Genomic DNA, 16,108 nt, shown 5'->3' on the forward strand with positions numbered 1-16,108 from the left:
CGCGCTCCCCGGGGCGGATGCGGACGAGGTCGCCGACTGCGACCGCGTCCAGCGGCACATCCCGCTCCTGGCCGTCCCGGACCACGCGGGCGGTCTCCGGCTGGAGGTCGAGGAGCCGCTTCACGGCCTGGGAGCTGCGCGTCTTGACGATGAGGGACAGCCACTCGGAGAAGATGTGGTAGGTCGCGACCATGACCGAGACGGCGAAGAACGGGGCCGTCGGGTAGTCCGGCCGGTCGAGAACCAGCCCGATGACGCCGCCGAGCATGCCCGCGAAGGCGCCGATTTCCAGCAGCACGTGCTGGTTCAGGATGCCGCGGCGGAGGGCCTGGACGGCCATGTGCAGGATGTGGCGCCCAACCCCGAAGACGAGCACGACCGCGAGCGCGGCGACGAGCCAGGGAGCGGAGGCCGTTAGGTAGCCCTGGAGGTTCAGGTAGAGCAGGCCGAGTGCCAGGACTGCGAGACCGGTGGTGCTGGCGGCCGCGGCGAGGAGGCTGGTCTTCCGCAGGACGAGGAAGACCATCGCGCCGAGGCTGAGGCAGACCAGGGCGGGTAGGAAGCCGATCCAGCCGAGGGTGGGATCCGCGATGATGGGAATGGAGGCGACGCTCAGGGCGACCGCCACGACGAAGCGGCGGCTCTCGCGCACGAGATCGCGCTCCTCCTCCTCGTAGGGCCGGACCTTGCGCGGGTCGGAGATGGTGTAGCCGATGTCGCGCAGGATCCCCAGCAGCGCCGCCGGCCGCGCGACCGCCGGGTCGTACTCGACGAGGGCCTGCTCGTGGGTCAGGCTGACCGCCACCTTGTCGACGCCGGGCTGGCTGCCCAGAGCCTTCTCGATGGTTCCGGTGCAGAGCGAGCAGTGCAGGCCGCCGATCCGGGCACGGATGCGCGCCCGGTCGGGCCGGCTCGCCGGCTCCTCGCTCCACAGGGAAAAGTCGGTGTCGAGGGTTGCTGCGGCCATCGGTCCGTCTCCAGGAATGTCCAGCCGGCCGGATCAGGCCGAAGTACGGGCCACGACCTGGAAGCCGCGCTTCTCGATCAGCTCGACGAGGCGGTCCTCGCTGGTGGTCGCCGGGTCGTAGAGGGCGCGGACGCGTCCCTCGTCGAAGGAGACGTCGATGCCGCGGACGCCGGGATGAGCCTCCAACAGAGAGCCGACCGAGGCGGAGCAGGCGGCGCACCGCCAGCCTTCGACCTTCAGGGTGACCGTCCTCATGGCGTCTTCCTCTTTCTCGGCGCGCCGCATCGGCACGCCGCCGGTGCCGGCGGTGCCTCGTCGAGGGCTTCCAGGATGGTGCAGCCACCCAGCCCGCCGTGGCCCGGGCACGAGGCGACCACGGCCTCCAGGGCGGCGCGGACGCGCAGGAGTTCGGCGATCCTCGCGTCCACCTCGGCGATCTTGTGCCGGGCCCGGGCCCGCACGTCGCCGCAGTCGGCCTGCGGGTCGGCGCGCAGGGCGAGGAGCTCCTGCGCCTCCTTGAGGGAGAACCCGATCCTCTGGGCCTGCCGGATGAAGCGGATGCGGGCGATCACCTCGGGCGGGTAGGTCCGATAGCCGGCCCCCTTGGCCGGCTGCGCGATCAAGCCCTGGCGCTCGTAGAACCGGATGGTCTCGACGCCGACGCCGGCCTCCCGCGCCGCCTTCCCGATGGTCGGATCCCGCATGTGCTGCCCCGGCATCACCAACGCCCCGTGAGCCTAAGGTCCGTACCGTAGTACGGGGTCAAGGGCGTTTTACGAGGGAAGTCTTTGGGCTCTCGCTCCCGGTTATCCTCCGTGGTTTCCGGAAGGGGCGGCCCATGGGCTCGGTCTGCCGCCGGGCGGCGGCCCGAGATGCCTCAGGGATAGGCTCGCACCGCGTCATCGTGCGATGCGGACGGGGCGGGCAATGGCCTCGCGGGTCCCGCGCAATTCGCTGGAGGGCAGGTAACGCGGGTCGAGGTCGCCCACGCGCGAGAACGCCGGCCCGGCGAACTGGGCGCGCACGTCGTCCCCGCGGTTGTCCCGAGCCACCCGGAAGAAGTTGCGCGCGGTCCCGCCCTCGACGCCGAGGGCGAGGTCGAGCATGCGCACGATGCCGGAATAGATGCTCGTGGTGCGCGCGACCTCGAAGGCCGCCGCGACGTCGCCGCCCGCCTTGCCCAGCCAGAGCACGTCGATGAGTTGCACCGTCTCGGCCGAGCCGCTCGCGGTCAGGCGTTCGGGCAGGCGGTTGAGGCAGCCGCCCGACAGGCGGCCGGGGCCGTAGGGACGGCCGGCGTCGTTCGAGGCGATCCAGACGTCGAAGCCGAGGGCCAGGCCGAGGTCCCGCAGCCAGCCCTGGATCTCGGTGTGGGTGTGGTCCGCCTTGCTCGCGGCCTGCGCCCGCACCCGGTCGAGGTCCGCCCGCCGGCGGGCCAGGGCCGCGGCCCCCGTCGCGCTCGGGCAGCGGCCGGACCCGACGTCGAACAGGAAGCCGGCGACGCCCCCGTCATCGTTCGAGAGGAGCGTCCGGTGGCTGGCGTTGAGGGCGACGATCCCCCGGGCCCATGGCGAGGGACTCGTCCCACTTGCCGAGTGTCGCGTTGGCCCCGGTCAGCGCGTTGTAGCCCTTCACGATGGCCGTGTTGAACGGGCTCACCCAGGTCGGGTGCAGGAAGTAGAGCAGGTTCGCCGCCGCCGGGCCGAGGCTCGTGATCCCCGCCTGGTCGAGCGCTTGGATGGCCGCGAGCACCTGCGCCTCGGCGGTGCCGCGCAGGCAGGCGTCGAGGAAGCGCCCGAAGGCGACCTGGTTGGCGCCGTCCTCGTGGATGTCCGGGATGCGCAGCTTCGGCTTCCAGAGGAAGGCGTGGTCGGCGCCGTGGAAGACCTGGCGCTGCTCTGCGATCGCGTGGGCCCCCGTCTCCAGTCACGAGCCGCGGTAGGCGTTGCCGAAGGTGTCGGCCCGGATCTCCTCGACCACGGCCTGGAGGCGGCGTCGGATCGCGCGGAAGTTCTCGATGCGCTCCTCCCACAGGGACCAGGTCCGGTGGGAGCCGCCCGGGTCGTCGCGCCAGGCCCGGATGCGGTTCCCGATCCAGGCCGCGTCAGGCAGGGAGGGTTCGGTCGGTCCCGGTCTCGTCCATCACCTGCATCGGCGCGGCATACCCGTCCTTCGCATCCGGATGGGAGCGTACCATCCCGCCTTCGGGAACGCTGTCATCGGCAAGGCTCACGCGGGCAGTGTGGTCGGTCGCGTCGAAGGCGGCGCGCTCGGTCAGGGCGCGGCCCCCTCCCCGCTGGCCTGCCGGACTCGGCGCGGCAATTCGCGCGCGAGCGCCGTGCGCCGACAGGGCGTCATCTTACGCCATGCCCTGATCTCCGAACTGGTCCGGCCGCAGCCGACGCACCAGCCCGACCGGCCATCGAACCGGCAGACGCCGGTGCAGGGATCCTTCTCCGTCACGGCACGCCCTCCCTCGCCCGCAACGGGCTTCTCGCTCGACATACATAGGGTAGCCCCCTATATTACGAAGCGAAGGGAGCCGACCCATGTCCCACACCGTCAAGGACAAGACCAAGCTTCTGGCGCGCGTGCGCCGGATCAAGGGGCAGGCCGAGGCCGTCGAGCGCGCCCTGGAGGCGGAGATCGGCTGCACCGACGTGCTGATGCTGGTCGCCTCGATGCGGGGCGCCATCAACGGGCTGACCGCCGAGCTGATGGAGGACCACATCCGCCATCACGTCGTCGACCCCGCTCGCGAGCCCGACCCGGAGCGTGCCAAGGGCGCGGCCGAGCTCATCGAGGTCGTCCGGACCTATCTGAAGTAGGAGGGCGACCCGTCATGGTCCCGTTTCCCGAATTGCTGCAGCAGGGGACCGCGCACGCCTGGCTGTTCGTGCCGAGCGCGATCCTGCTCGGCGCCCTGCACGGCCTGGAGCCCGGCCACTCCAAGACGATGATGGCCGCCTTCATCATCGCGGTCCGCGGCACCGTCCTGCAGGCGGTCCTGCTGGGCTTGGCGGCGACGCTCTCGCACACGGCGGTCGTCTGGGTGATCGCGCTCGGCGGCCAGTACCTGGGGCAGGCGTGGGGCGGCGAGGCGTCCGAGCCGTACTTCCAGCTCGCCTCGGCCGTCCTCATCGTCGGCATCGCGCTCTGGATGGCGTGGCGCACCTGGCGCGAGCAGCACCACGACCACCACCACGACGCCGAGGGCCACGGCATCATGGCCCGCGATGGCGTCTTCCAGCTGGAGGTCATCGAGGACGGCGTGCCGCCGCGCTGGCGCCTGAGCCGGGTCAAGGGCGTGCTGCCCCCGGCCCAGCGCGTCACCCTTGAGACGGTCCGACCCGACGGTGCCCGCCAGGCATTCTCGTTCGCGAGTGGGGGCGACTTCCTGGAGAGCATGGAGGAGATCCCGGAGCCGCATGCCTTCAGGGCACGGCTGCACCTCGATGGGTCCGCCGGGGCGGAGATCCACGAGGTCGCGTTCGAGGAGCACGGCCACGCACACGACCACCTGAACCTGGGCGACGAGGACGACGCACACGCCCGGGCGCACGCCGAGGCCATCCGGCGACGGTTCGGGGGCCGCACCGTGACCACCGGTCAGATCGTGCTGTTCGGCCTGACGGGCGGCCTGATCCCGTGCCCGGCCGCCATCACGGTGCTGCTGCTCTGCATCCAGCTCAAGCAGTTCAGCCTCGGCTTCGCGCTCGTCGTGTGCTTCAGCATCGGGCTGGCGCTCACGATGGTGTCGGCCGGAATCCTGGCCGCGCTCAGCGTGAGGCACGTGGCGAACCGCTGGTCGGGCTTCGACGCCTTCGCCCGGCGGGCCCCCTACGCCTCCGCGGCTCTGATCGTCCTGGTCGGCCTCTACACGGGCTGGCTCGGCTGGGAGGGCATCCGGCACGGCCACCAGGAGCCTGCGACGACGATTGCCGTGTGGGCGCCGGCCTGACGGGCGCCGCGGCCCTTGACCTTCCCACCAGGGGAAGCCCCATCTGCGTAGGACGCCACCGACGGGAGGGCGTCATGGTCCGCTACAGGGTCGAGAAAATGGGCTGCGGCGGCTGCGCCCGGACCGTCATACACGTCGTGACCGATATCCGATTTTGACGAAACCGTTCGATTCGATTCACAATCGGTCGATTGCGATTCTGGCGAAACACCATGGCAAATCCCGACCGCACCTACTTGGTTTACGCAACGAACACGGACGGCCACGAGGTTTGCGCAGGCGAATACGCGGCCAAGTGCGCAGATCATGCGATCAACCTGGCCAAGGCAGCCGGGTACGGCGGCACCATGGTCGCGCAGCCCTCGCCGGGTCAGCTCGTTCGCGACCATTACCGGAAGGACAAGGGGCGCGGCTGAGACTATCGCTGGACCGGTTCGGCCCCGACCTGGCCAGGCGGCGCGACCGCGCTCATGCGACGCCTCAGCGAACTCGGTGGAAAGCCCGGCTTGCGCGGCTTTCTTCGGGTGGCGCGTCTTTTCGAGGGAAAGCCATCAATTGTGGTTTTCACCTCCTGTCCCGGAAAAGCCTGTTGACCTTCCCACTATGGGAAGCCCCATCTGAGCGGGACGCCACCGAGGGGAGAGCGTCATGGCCCGATACAGGGTCTCGGAACCGGGTTGCGGCTGCGACCAGGCCGTCACGCGCCGTCCTCGGCGTCGAGTCCGGGGCTCGGGTCAATGCCGACCTGCGGGCCAAACGCGTGACGGGTTCGGGCGCCGGCGGCCTCGCCGACCGCATCGCCCAGGCCATCACGGCCGCCGGCTACCCGGCCGAGCCGTTGCCCGCGGCACCTTGAAACGCCGCCGCGGCAACCAAACCTGCACGCCGGCATTCACGTCCCTGACGACATAGTCCCGCCACTGGAAACGGTGTAAGCAGCCCTCATGAGCCCCGACCGGCAAATCGTGCGCCTGATGGCGGCGATGATCCTCGCGATCATCGCCTACGTCGCGCCGTCCGCCGTCCAGGCCCACGAGGGCCACGCGCACCATGGCCGCCACCAAGCCGCGGCGGCATATGTCCAGGCGGCGCCCTCCATCGCTGAGACCACGGTTTCCGCTGCCCCTTCGCGCGTCGTAAAGACGTCGGCGAGGCCCCGGACCGCTGTCGATCTTCAGGCGCCGGCCGTCGAGCCGGTGGCCTCGCTGCGAGCGAATGACGCCGGCGGTAGGTGCTGTCCGGCCGGCTGCAGGGGCTCCTGCTGCGGGACCATGGTCTGTTGCGCGTCGGGCATCATGTCCGGCACGGGGGCCCTGTCACTTCCCGTGGTCCGCACTGCCAAGCTGATCCCGCACGACGTCGCTGGCCGCCCGGGCGTCGGCCCCGAGGCCCTGCCCAAGCCGCCACGAACCCTCGCGTGACGTGAGGCGCGCCTGAGGCGCGCAACGCCCGGACTGCGTCCGCCATCGCGGCGTGCATCCGGACTTCCCGACGCGAGGATACCCATTCATGTCGACCCGTCTTGCCGCCGCCCCCGGGGCGGTGGCGCTGCTTGCCGCCGTCCTGGCGGGGCCCGCGCTCGCCCACGAGGGCATGACCACGGCGCCGCGCCGCCGCCCGTCACCAAGACCATCGCGCCGCGCGGCGAGGCGCTGTCCGACGCCTTCGAGCTCGTCGCCATCCCGCGCGACGGCACCCTGACGCTGTTCCTCGACCGCTTCCGGACGAACGAGCCGGTGCCCGGCGCGACCATCGAGGTCGAGACGCCGGAGGGGGCCAAGATCGCCGCGGCCACGCCCGAGGGCGGCTACGCGCTGCCGGTGCCCTGGCTGGCGAAGCCCGGCCGGCACGAGCTCGTGGCGACCGTCACGGCCGGGGATGCGGTCGACGTGTTGACCGTGGCGGTCACCGTGCCCGATCCCGCCGCGCAGGCAGCCGCAGCGGCCGCCAAGCCGACGCCGACGCAAGCGGCCTTTGGACGCGCCTCCGAGTTCGCCCACGGCCTCCGGGAGCGCCTGACGGCCAAGGACCCGACGCTGGTGGCGGCGGTCGCCGTCGCGTTCCTGCTCGGCATGCTCGTCACCGCGGTCGTTCGCGGGCGCCGAGGCGCCCCCGCCCTGGCGCTGCTCGCCATCGGCATCACCCTCATCCTCGGCACCGCCGCCTTCGCGCACGGCGACGAGGACCACGGCGAGCCGATGCGGGGGGCCGCCCTGATCGAGGCGCGGGCCCCCGGCTCGGCTGACCTCGCCCAGCGCCTGCCCGACGGCTCCGTGTTCGTGCCCAAGCCCACGCAACGGCTCCTCGTCCTGCGAACGACCATGACCGAGCAGGGCAGCTTCCACCGCTCGGTCGAGCTGCCGGGCCGCATCATCCCGGACCCGAACGCCAGCGGCGTGGTGCAGTCCTCGGTCGGTGGCCGGCTCGCGCCACCGCCCTCCGGCCTCTTCCCACGCCTCGGCACCAAGGTGCGCAGGGGCGACGTGCTCGCGACCGTGACGCCGCCGGTCCAGGCCGTCGACGTCTCCGACATGCGCCAGCGGCAGGGCGAGCTCGACCAGCAGGTCGCCATCGTCGAGCGCCGGGTCGAGCGCTATAAAAAACTCGCCACCACCGGCGCCGTGGCCCAGACCCAGCTCGACGACGCGGTCGCGGAGCTGAACGGCCTGCACGACCGCCGCGCCGCCCTCGACAAGATCCGGCAGCAGCCCGAAACCTTGGTGGCGCCCGTCGACGGCGTGGTGGCGCAGGCCGCGGCCGTGGCCGGGCAGATGGCCGCGCCCGGCGCGATGGTGTTCCAGATCGTCGACCCGAACCGCCTCTGGGTCGAGGCCCTCAGCTTCGACGCGCTGACCGCGGCGCAGAACGCCACCGCCCGGCTCGCGGATGGCCGGACCCTCAAGCTCGCCTACCAGGGCACGGGGCTCGCCGACCGCAACCAGGCTATCCCGGTGCAGTTCGCGGTCCTCGGCGACGCCGCCGGCCTGCGCGTCGGCCAGTTCGTCACGGTGCTGGCCGGGACCGAGACCGAGCAGGCCGGCCTGGCGCTGCCGCGCTCGGCCGTGGTGCGCACCGGCAACGGGCAGGACGTCGTCTACGAGCACACCACCGCCGAGCGCTTCGAGGCGCGGCCCGTGCGGGTCGAGCCGCTCGACGGCGCCCGCCTGCTGGTGGCCGAGGGGATCGGACCCGGCAAGCGGGTGGTGACCCAGGGCGCCGAGCTCCTCGACCAGGTCCGCTGAGGAGGCCGGCCATGTTCACCGTCCTCGTCAGCCAGTCGGTCCGCAACCGCCTGCTCGTCCTCGCGCTCGCCGCGGTGCTGGTGCTGTACGGCGCCTTCACCGCCACCAAGCTGCCGGTCGACGTCTTCCCGGACCTCAACAAGCCCACCGTCACCGTCATGACCGAGGCGGAAGGGTACGCGCCTCAGGAGGTCGAGCAGCTCGTCACCTATCCCATCGAGACCCGGATGAACGGGTTGCCGGGTGTCACCCGCGTGCGCTCGGTCTCGGGGGTCGGGCTCTCGATCACCTACGTCGAGTTCGACTGGGGCACCGACATCTACCGCAATCGCCAGCAGGTTGCCGAGCGGCTGTCGCTGGTGCAGGACCAGCTGCCCCGCGGCGTGACCCCGGTCATGGGGCCGATCTCGTCCATCATGGGCCAGATCCTGCTGGTGGCGGTGACGGGCGAGACCGCGACCCCGATGCAGGTGCGCGAGGTCGCCGACTTCACCATCCGGCCCCGGCTGCTGACCATCCCGGGCGTGGCGCAGGTCATCCCCATCGGGGGCGAGGTGCGCCAGTTCCGGGTCAGCCCAAACCCGGCGGCGATGCGCGCGCTCGGGGTGACGAACGCCCAGCTGGAGACGGCGCTCGCGCAGTTCGGCACCAACGCCGGCGGCGGCTTCACCGACCAGAACGCCCGCGAGTACCTGATCCGGAACATCGGCCGGACCATGAGCCTCGACGACCTGCGCAACCTCGTGGTCGCCACGGTCGCCGACGCCCCGGTCTACCTGCGCCAACTCGCCGAGGTGTCCTTCGCCGCGAAGGTGAAGCGGGGCGATGCCGGCTACATGGCCAAGCCCGCGGTCATCGTCTCGGTCGAGAAGCAGCCCGACGTCGACACGGTGCGGCTGACCCGCAGCATCGAGACCGCCCTGAAGGAACTCAACCCGACCCTGCCCGGCGGCATCAAGGCCGACCAGGTCTTGTTCCGGCAGGCCGACTTCATCGAGACTTCGATCCGCAACGTCGAGCGCGTCCTCGTCGAGGCCGTGCTGGTGGTGGCCCTGGTGCTGTTCGCCTTCCTCTTGAACGTGCGCACCACCGCGATCTCGCTGCTGGCCATCCCGGTTTCGGTGCTGACGACCGCTCTGGTGTTCCACCTGTTCGGCCTGTCCATCAACACGATGACGCTCGGGGGGCTCGCCATCGCCATCGGCGAGCTCGTCGACGACGCCGTCGTGGACGTCGAGAACATCTACCGACGGCTCGGCGAGAATCGGAAGGCGGGCAACCCTAGGAGCACCTTCGAGGTGGTGGTCTCGGCCTCGAACGAGGTCCGCTCCGGCATCGTCTACGCGACGCTGATCATCATCCTGGTCTTCGTGCCGCTGTTCGCGCTCTCAGGCATCGAGGGCCGGCTCTTCGCGCCCCTGGGGCAGGCCTACATCATCTCCATCCTGGCGAGCCTGCTCACCTCCATCACCCTGACGCCCGTGCTGGCGTCCTGGCTGCTGCCGGGGCTCCGGAACCTGGAGGAGCACGACAGCCGCTTGCTGAAGCTGCTCAAGCGCGGCAACGCCGCCCTGCTGCGGGTGGCTTTCCGGCATAAGGGCCTGCTGGTCGGCACCGTCGCGGCCGCGGTGGCCGCCGCCGGCATCGCCGCCTGGAACTTGCCGCGCGCCTTCCTGCCGCCGTTCAACGAGGGCTCGTTCACGGTCAGCATGACCTTCAACCCGGGCATCTCGCTCGCCGAGAGCAACCGGGTCGGGCTGATCGCGGAAAAACTGCTCCTGGAGATTCCGGGCGTGAAGGCGGTCGGCCGCCGGACCGGCCGGGCCGAGCTCGACGAACACGCCGAGGGGGTGCATTCCTCCGAGATCGACGTCGCCCTGGACGATGGGCTGAAGCGTCCGAAGCAGGCGCTCGTCGCCGACATCCGCGGGCGCCTCGGTGCCCTGCCGGTGGCGGTCAACGTCGGCCAGCCGATCTCGCACCGGCTCGACCACATGCTCTCGGGCGTCCGCGCTGAGATCGCGCTCAAGGTGTTCGGCGACGACCTCGACGCCCTGCGCCGGGTGGCGAACGGCCTGAGGGACCGCCTCGCCAAGATCCCGGGGCTCGCCGACCTGCAGGTCGAGCGGCAGGTCCGCATCCCGCAGCTGGAGGTGCGCGTCGACTACACCCGGGCGGCCCTCTACGGGGTCCAGCCCGCCGCGGTCGTCGAGCAGATCAGCCGCCTCTCGAACGGGCGGGTGGTCTCGACGGTCGTCGACGGCGTGCGCCGCTTCGACGTGGTGCTGCGCCTGTCGGAGAACCGGCGGACGACGGCTGGCCTCGGTGACCTGCTGCTGGAGACGCCCTCGGGCTGGGTGCCGGCGCGCCAGGTCGCGGACATCCGCGAGACGGACGGGCCGAACCAGATCCTGCGCGAGAACGCCCGCCGCCGCATCGTGGTCCAGGCCAACACCACGGCCGAGAGCGACATGGCCACGATCGTGGCGGCGATCCGCGAGGCGGTGGCCCAGGAGCCGATGCCGCCCGGCTTCTTCACCAGCCTGGAGGGCACCTTCCAGGCGCAGGAGGAGGCGAGCCGGACCATCGCGGCGCTCTCCGGCCTGTCCTTGGCGCTGGTCTTCGCCATCCTCTACAGCCGCTACCGCTCGGCCGCGCTGGCGCTCATCATCATGGGCAACGTGCCGCTCGCCCTGATCGGCTCGGTGGCGGCCCTGTGGCTGGTCGGGCAGCCGCTCTCGGTCGCGTCGATGATCGGCTTCATCACGCTGACCGGCATCGCGGCCCGCAACGGCATCCTCAAGATCAGCCACTACCTGAACCTGTCGCTGCACGAGGGCGTGCCGTTCGGGCCCGAACTCGTCGTGCGCGGCAGTCTGGAACGGCTGACCCCGGTGCTGATGACGGCGCTCTCGGCCGGCGTGGCGCTGTTGCCGCTGCTCTACGACGCGGCGAGCCCGGGCAAGGAGATCCTGCACCCGGTCGCGGTGACGATCTTCGGCGGCCTGATCAGCGCGACGTTGCTCGACACCTTCCTGACCCCCGTCCTGTTCCTGCGCTTCGGCCGCAGGCCGCTTGAGCGGCTGCGTGCGCTGCACGCCGAGGCGCCGGCCTACCCATCCCCGGACGGCGCGCCCCCGCGGCCGGCCGAGGCCTACTGACCCCGCAACCGAGGAGTTCCCCATGATCCTTTCGAGAGTGACCCTGGCCGCCGGCCTGCTCGCCGCGACCGCCGCCTACGCCCACGAGACCACCGGCCAGCACGGCGGCCGGGTGGCGGACGCGGGCAAGTTCCACGTCGAGCTCGTCACCAAAGGCGAGACCGTCGACGTGTTCCTGTTGGACGAGGGCCAGAAGCCGGTCCCGACCTCCGGCTTCAAGGGCACGGCCATCCTCGTCGTCGGCGGCAAGCCGACCCGCGTCCCCCTGGAGCCCGCCGACGGCAACCGCCTGTCCGGCAGGGCCGCGGTCGCCCTCGGCGAAAGCCCCAAGGGGGCCGTGCAACTCACTGGTCCCGACGGCGCGACCGCCAGCGGCAAGTTCAACTGACCCCTCGCACCAGGAAGCCTCCTCGATGAAGACCCTGACCTCGACCCTCGCCGCCGGAGCCCTGGCCCTCGGCCTCTCGGGCATCGCCTTAGCGCACGAGGCCCACGACCATGCCAGCCATGGCGGTCACGACCACGCCGCCATGGCTGCCGCGGACAAAGCGGACACGCCGGCCACGAAGGCGTTCCGGGACGTCGATGCCGAGATGCACCGGAACATGGACATCCGCTACTCGAACGACGTCGACGTCGATTTCGTGCGCGGCATGATTCCCCACCACAAGGGCGCCGTCGGGATGGCCAAGGTCGCCCTCCAGCATTCCAAGGACCCCGAGATCCGGAAGCTGGCTGAGGAGATCATCAAGGCTCAGGACGTTGAGATCGCCCAGATGGAGGCCTTCCTCAGGAAGCGCGGCACCAACTGAGCGGTCGCGTCCGCGCGCAGGCGGCCCTCCCGAATACGTGATGCTTCAGAGTATTTATTTCAGAACGCATCTGTATCCCGTGAGTTCTATATTAGGGTAATGACGGTCTGACTTATCTGATACTGAGTCAGCATTCCAGTCGTGCCGCAAACCTTGCGATGGATAGACGGAGAACCTGAATGCACCAGATGTCGAGCGAGATGCAGTCCTGCATCGACGAGTGCCTACGCTGCTACCAGACCTGCCTCAGCATGGCCTCGAACCACTGCCTCCCGGCCGGCGGCAAGCACGTCGAGCCCGAACACTTCCGGCTGATGCTCGCCTGCGCCGAAATCTGCCGGACCTCGGCGCACTTCATGCTGTTGGGGACCGCACACCACAAGCATACCTGCGCCGAGTGCGCCGACGTCTGCGAGGACTGCGCCCGCAGCTGCGAGCAGGTCGGCGACATGCAGCAATGCGTCGAGCAGTGCCGCCGCTGCGCCGAGAGCTGCCGGAAGATGGCCGCCTGATGGATCCGGGGCGGCCGACCGGGCCGCTCCTCACCCCCAACGAGAGAAGGCAATCATGCTTGTTCGTACCCTGATTCTCGCCGCGGCCCTGGCGCTCCCGGGCGCCGGGATGGCTCTCGCGGCCGACCACGACCATGGCTCGATGCAGTCCGCCGTGAAGCTGCCGGAGGCCTGCAAGGCGGCCACCGCCGGCAAGGACGCCATGATGAAGGACATGCAGGGGCACATGTCCCAGGCCATGCAGGGCATGGGCGGCCAGATGACCGAGACCCAGAAGGGTCTCCAGCAGGCCATGATGTCGATGAACGGCCCGATGATGCAGGGGATGATGGCGGGCGACCCCGACGTCGCCTGGATCTGCGCGATGATCCCGCACCACCAAGGCGCCATCGACATGGCCCGCGCCGGGCTGAAGGGCGCCGACAACGCCGAGAGCAAGCGCCTCGCCGAAAAGACAATCGAGGAGCAGGAGAAGAGCATCAAGGAGCTCGTCGCCTGGCTCGACAAGAACGCCAAGACGGAAGGCAACCAGTAAGCCGCCGGCTGTCGTCGGGTCGCTTGCGGCCCGGCGGCGCCCGCTCGGCCATGCGGAAGGAGCGGTCATGAGCGACGCGCCACAGGGACACGATCCTGCCCCAGGAGGCCACGGCCATGCCGAGCACGGGCACGCACACGGCCACGACCACGGCCACCATGCCGGCGTCACGGAGAGCGAGGACGGCGCCTTCCGCGTGAAGGACCCGGTCTGCGGGATGATGGTCGACCCGCATGCGACGAAGCACCGGGCCGAGCACGACGGGCACCCCTACTACTTCTGCTCGAACGGCTGCCGGACCAAGTTCGAGGCCGACCCGGTCCGCTACGTCGACCCCGGCCGGGCCGCGAAGAAGGCCGACCCGGTGCCCGAGGGCACGATCTACACCTGCCCGATGCACCCCGAGATCCGGCAGCTCGGCCCAGGGGCGTGTCCGATCTGCGGCATGGCCTTGGAGCCGGTGCTGGTCGGCGCCGACAAGGGTCCGAGCGAGGAACTCGTCGACATGACCCGGCGGTTCTAGATCGGGCTCACGCTGACCCTGCCGGTGTTCGCGCTGGAGATGGGCGGCCACCTGACTGGCCTGCTCGACCTCCTCGGCCAGCAGAATTCGAACTGGGTCCAGTTCGTCCTCGCGACCCCGGTCGTGCTCTGGGGAGGCTGGCCGTTCTTCGTGCGCGCCTGGGCGTCGGTGCGCAGCCGCAACCTCAACATGTTCACCCTGATCGCGATGGGCACCGGGGTGGCCTGGGCCTACAGCGTCGTCGCCACCGTTGCGCCCGGACTCTTCCCGCAGGCGCTGCGCGGTCACGGCGGGGCGGTGCCGGCCTACTTCGAGGCGGCCGCGGTCATCACGGTGCTGGTGCTCCTCGGGCAGGTCCTGGAGCTCCGGGCCCGCGAGAGCACGGGCGGGGCGCTCCGCGCGCTGCTCGACCTCGCGCCGAAGACGGCCCGCCGCATCCGGCCCGACGGGACGGACGAGGAGGTGCAACTTGACGCCATCGGCGTTGGCGACCGCCTTCGCGTCCGCCCCGGCGAAAAGGTGCCGGTCGACGGTGCCGTCGTGGAGGGCCGCAGCTCCGTCGACGAGAGCCTCGTGACCGGGGAATCGATGCCCGTCACCAAGGAGGTCGGCACCTCCGTCATCGGCGGCAGCCTCAATCAGTCCGGCGCCCTCGTCATCGAGGCGACCAAGGTCGGGCGCGACACCATGCTGGCCCGCATCGTCCAGATGGTGGCCGAGGCCCAGCGCTCTCGCGCGCCTATCCAGCGTCTCGCCGACCAGGTCGCCGGCTGGTTCGTGCCGGCGGTCATCGGCGTGGCGGCGCTGGCCTTCATCGCCTGGATGGCGTTCGGGCCGGAGCCGCGCTTCACCTTCGCGCTGCTGGCGGCTGTCGCAGTGCTCATCATCGCCTGCCCCTGCGCGCTCGGCCTCGCCACGCCGATGTCGATCATGGTCGGCGTTGGCCGCGGCGCCGGGGCCGGGGTGCTCGTCAAGAACGCCGAGGCGCTGGAGCGCATGGAGAAGGTCACCACGCTGGTGGTCGACAAGACCGGCACGCTGACCGAGGGCAAGCCAGCGGTGACGCGGGTGGCGGCGGCGACCGGCTTCGACGAGGCCAGCGTGCTGCGCCTCTCGGCGAGCGTCGAGCGGGCGAGCGAGCACCCGCTCGCCCTCGCCATCGTGAAGGCGGCCGAGGAGCGCGGGATCGGCCTGGCTCCCGTGGCGGATTTCGACAGCCCGACCGGCAAGGGCGCGCTCGGCACCGTCGAGGGGCGCCGGGTGGCGCTCGGCAACGCCGCCTTCCTGCGCGAGCAGGGGGTGGAGGTGTCGACTTACGCGGCCGAGGCGGACGACCTGAGGCGAGATGGGGCGACCGCGATCTTCGCGGCCGTCGACGGGCGCGTGGCCGGCGTCATCGCGATCGCCGACCCTGTCAAGGTCACGACGCCCGAGGCGCTCGCCGCGCTCCGGGCCGAGGGCATCCGGGTCGTGATGCTGACCGGCGACAATCGGACGACCGCAGAGGCGGTGGCGCGCCGCCTCGGGATCGAGGAGGTCGAGGCGGAGGTGCTGCCCGACCAGAAGGCCGCCGTGGTCGAGCGGCACAAGGCGGCCGGCCAGGTCGTGGCGATGGCCGGCGACGGCGTCAACGACGCTCCCGCGCTCGCCGCCGCCGACGTCGGCATCGCCATGGGCACCGGCACCGACGTGGCCATCGAGAGCGCTGGGCTGACCCTGCTCAAGGGCGACCTCCTCGGCATCGTGCGGGCGCGGCGGCTGTCGAAGGCGGTGATGGGCAACATCCGCCAGAACCTGTTCTTCGCCTTCGTCTACAACGCGGCCGGCGTGCCGATGGCGGCGGGCGTCCTCTACCCGTTCCTCGGCATCCTGCTCTCGCCCGTCATCGCCGCCGCCGCCATGGCGCTGTCTTCGGTCAGCGTGATCGGCAACGCCCTGCGCCTGCGGGCGACCCGGCTCGGTTGAAGCGTCCCACCTCGGAGCCCCTTGTTCGCGCCCGTCGTCCACGACCTGATCCACCGGGTCACCGGCCTGGATCAGCCCCACGGCCCTGGGTGGATTGAGCTCGTCTCGGTCCTCGTTCTCGTCGTGGCGCCGGCCTGGACGGGAAGGCTGGCGCTCCGCCTCGGCTGGCGCTGGCTGCGCGGACGGCAGCGCCGTCGCGGCGCCGGAAGCCCGGAGCGGCGGAGCCTTGAGCGCGACGTCCCGCGGGCGACGCTGCGCTTCCAGCTGCGCCTCGTGCTGCTCTCGCTGCTGACGCTTCCGGCGGCGTGGCTTCGTCCAGGGCCGCCTCTCGCTCGACGCCCTGGTCGCGGCGCTGGCAGCCTTCAAGGAGATCGCGCCGGCCCTGCGCGAGCTGTTCGGCTTCGCGCAAGGCTGGTCCGACGCGAGAGCG

15 protein-coding genes and 3 pseudogenes are annotated in these 16,108 nt (G+C 71.0%); 12 read left to right on the forward strand and 6 right to left on the reverse strand.

What is annotated here, in order from left to right:
- From MZTS_RS01095 to MZTS_RS01110, 6 genes are all read right to left on the reverse strand, one after another.
- Positions 1-967: cation transporter (locus tag MZTS_RS01095; RefSeq protein ID WP_192280566.1), on the reverse strand; the 967-nt coding region annotated here is incomplete at its 3' end.
- Positions 968-1,000: 33 nt separating this feature from the next.
- Positions 1,001-1,222 carry a heavy-metal-associated domain-containing protein gene (locus MZTS_RS24940; protein ID WP_043766175.1) on the reverse strand — a complete coding sequence of 74 codons (222 nt, stop codon included), beginning with the start codon at positions 1,220-1,222 and terminating at the stop codon, positions 1,001-1,003.
- The gene (locus MZTS_RS01100) at positions 1,219-1,671 is read right to left on the reverse strand and encodes a MerR family DNA-binding protein (protein WP_009866299.1); all 453 of its coding nucleotides are present in this window, start codon (positions 1,669-1,671) and stop codon (positions 1,219-1,221) included. Before MZTS_RS01100 ends, MZTS_RS24940 begins: the two co-directional genes overlap by 4 nt.
- A gap of 195 nt (positions 1,672-1,866) precedes the next feature.
- Positions 1,867-2,376: a hypothetical protein gene (locus MZTS_RS25625; protein WP_238231528.1), complete on the reverse strand. Its 510-nt coding sequence runs from the start codon at positions 2,374-2,376 to the stop codon at positions 1,867-1,869.
- Positions 2,377-2,476: 100 nt separating this feature from the next.
- A complete protein-coding gene (locus MZTS_RS25630) occupies positions 2,477-2,719 on the reverse strand; it encodes a hypothetical protein (RefSeq protein WP_009866593.1) in 243 nt (80 codons plus the stop codon).
- A 522-nt stretch (positions 2,720-3,241) separates the two neighbouring features.
- Positions 3,242-3,472, reverse strand: a complete 231-nt coding sequence (locus tag MZTS_RS01110) for a DUF1289 domain-containing protein (protein WP_012752952.1) — start codon at positions 3,470-3,472, stop codon at positions 3,242-3,244.
- Positions 3,473-3,516: 44 nt separating this feature from the next.
- On the opposite strand from MZTS_RS01110, the gene MZTS_RS01115 reads away from it, so the two are divergent.
- The 12 genes and pseudogenes from MZTS_RS01115 to MZTS_RS24945 form a co-directional block, all read left to right on the forward strand.
- Entirely contained in the window at positions 3,517-3,795 is a 279-nt protein-coding gene (locus MZTS_RS01115; protein ID WP_009866592.1) for a metal/formaldehyde-sensitive transcriptional repressor, read from the forward strand.
- Positions 3,796-3,809: 14 nt separating this feature from the next.
- A complete protein-coding gene (locus MZTS_RS01120; RefSeq protein ID WP_012752951.1) occupies positions 3,810-4,928 on the forward strand; it encodes a nickel/cobalt efflux transporter in 1,119 nt (372 codons plus the stop codon).
- 212 nt (positions 4,929-5,140) lie between these two features.
- Entirely contained in the window at positions 5,141-5,344 is a 204-nt protein-coding gene (locus MZTS_RS01125; RefSeq protein ID WP_009865907.1) for a hypothetical protein, read from the forward strand.
- A gap of 528 nt (positions 5,345-5,872) precedes the next feature.
- Positions 5,873-6,349 (forward strand): hypothetical protein, encoded by a 477-nt coding sequence (locus MZTS_RS01130; protein WP_012752950.1) that lies wholly within the window; start codon positions 5,873-5,875, stop codon positions 6,347-6,349.
- 88 nt (positions 6,350-6,437) lie between these two features.
- Positions 6,438-8,170: pseudogene (locus MZTS_RS01135) on the forward strand (efflux RND transporter periplasmic adaptor subunit).
- 11 nt (positions 8,171-8,181) lie between these two features.
- On the forward strand, positions 8,182-11,331 hold the full coding sequence (locus MZTS_RS01140; protein ID WP_012752947.1) for an efflux RND transporter permease subunit: 3,150 nt from the start codon (positions 8,182-8,184) through the stop codon (positions 11,329-11,331).
- Positions 11,332-11,353: 22 nt separating this feature from the next.
- Positions 11,354-11,719, forward strand: a complete 366-nt coding sequence (locus tag MZTS_RS01145) for a hypothetical protein (RefSeq protein WP_142583006.1) — start codon at positions 11,354-11,356, stop codon at positions 11,717-11,719.
- A 25-nt stretch (positions 11,720-11,744) separates the two neighbouring features.
- Complete coding sequence (gene copM / locus MZTS_RS01150) at positions 11,745-12,143, forward strand: CopM family metallochaperone (protein ID WP_012752945.1); 399 nt, start codon at positions 11,745-11,747, stop codon at positions 12,141-12,143.
- 179 nt (positions 12,144-12,322) lie between these two features.
- A complete protein-coding gene (locus MZTS_RS01155; RefSeq protein ID WP_009865580.1) occupies positions 12,323-12,655 on the forward strand; it encodes a four-helix bundle copper-binding protein in 333 nt (110 codons plus the stop codon).
- A 55-nt stretch (positions 12,656-12,710) separates the two neighbouring features.
- Positions 12,711-13,190, forward strand: coding sequence for a DUF305 domain-containing protein (locus tag MZTS_RS01160; RefSeq protein WP_009865581.1), 480 nt, complete (start codon positions 12,711-12,713; stop codon positions 13,188-13,190).
- Between the two features lie 67 nt (positions 13,191-13,257).
- Positions 13,258-15,678: pseudogene (locus MZTS_RS01165) on the forward strand (heavy metal translocating P-type ATPase).
- A gap of 21 nt (positions 15,679-15,699) precedes the next feature.
- Positions 15,700-16,108, forward strand: a pseudogene (locus MZTS_RS24945) (hypothetical protein); the annotation flags it as partial.

This window comes from Methylorubrum zatmanii (assembly GCF_014845115.1).
Lineage (GTDB): Bacteria > Pseudomonadota > Alphaproteobacteria > Rhizobiales > Beijerinckiaceae > Methylobacterium > Methylobacterium zatmanii.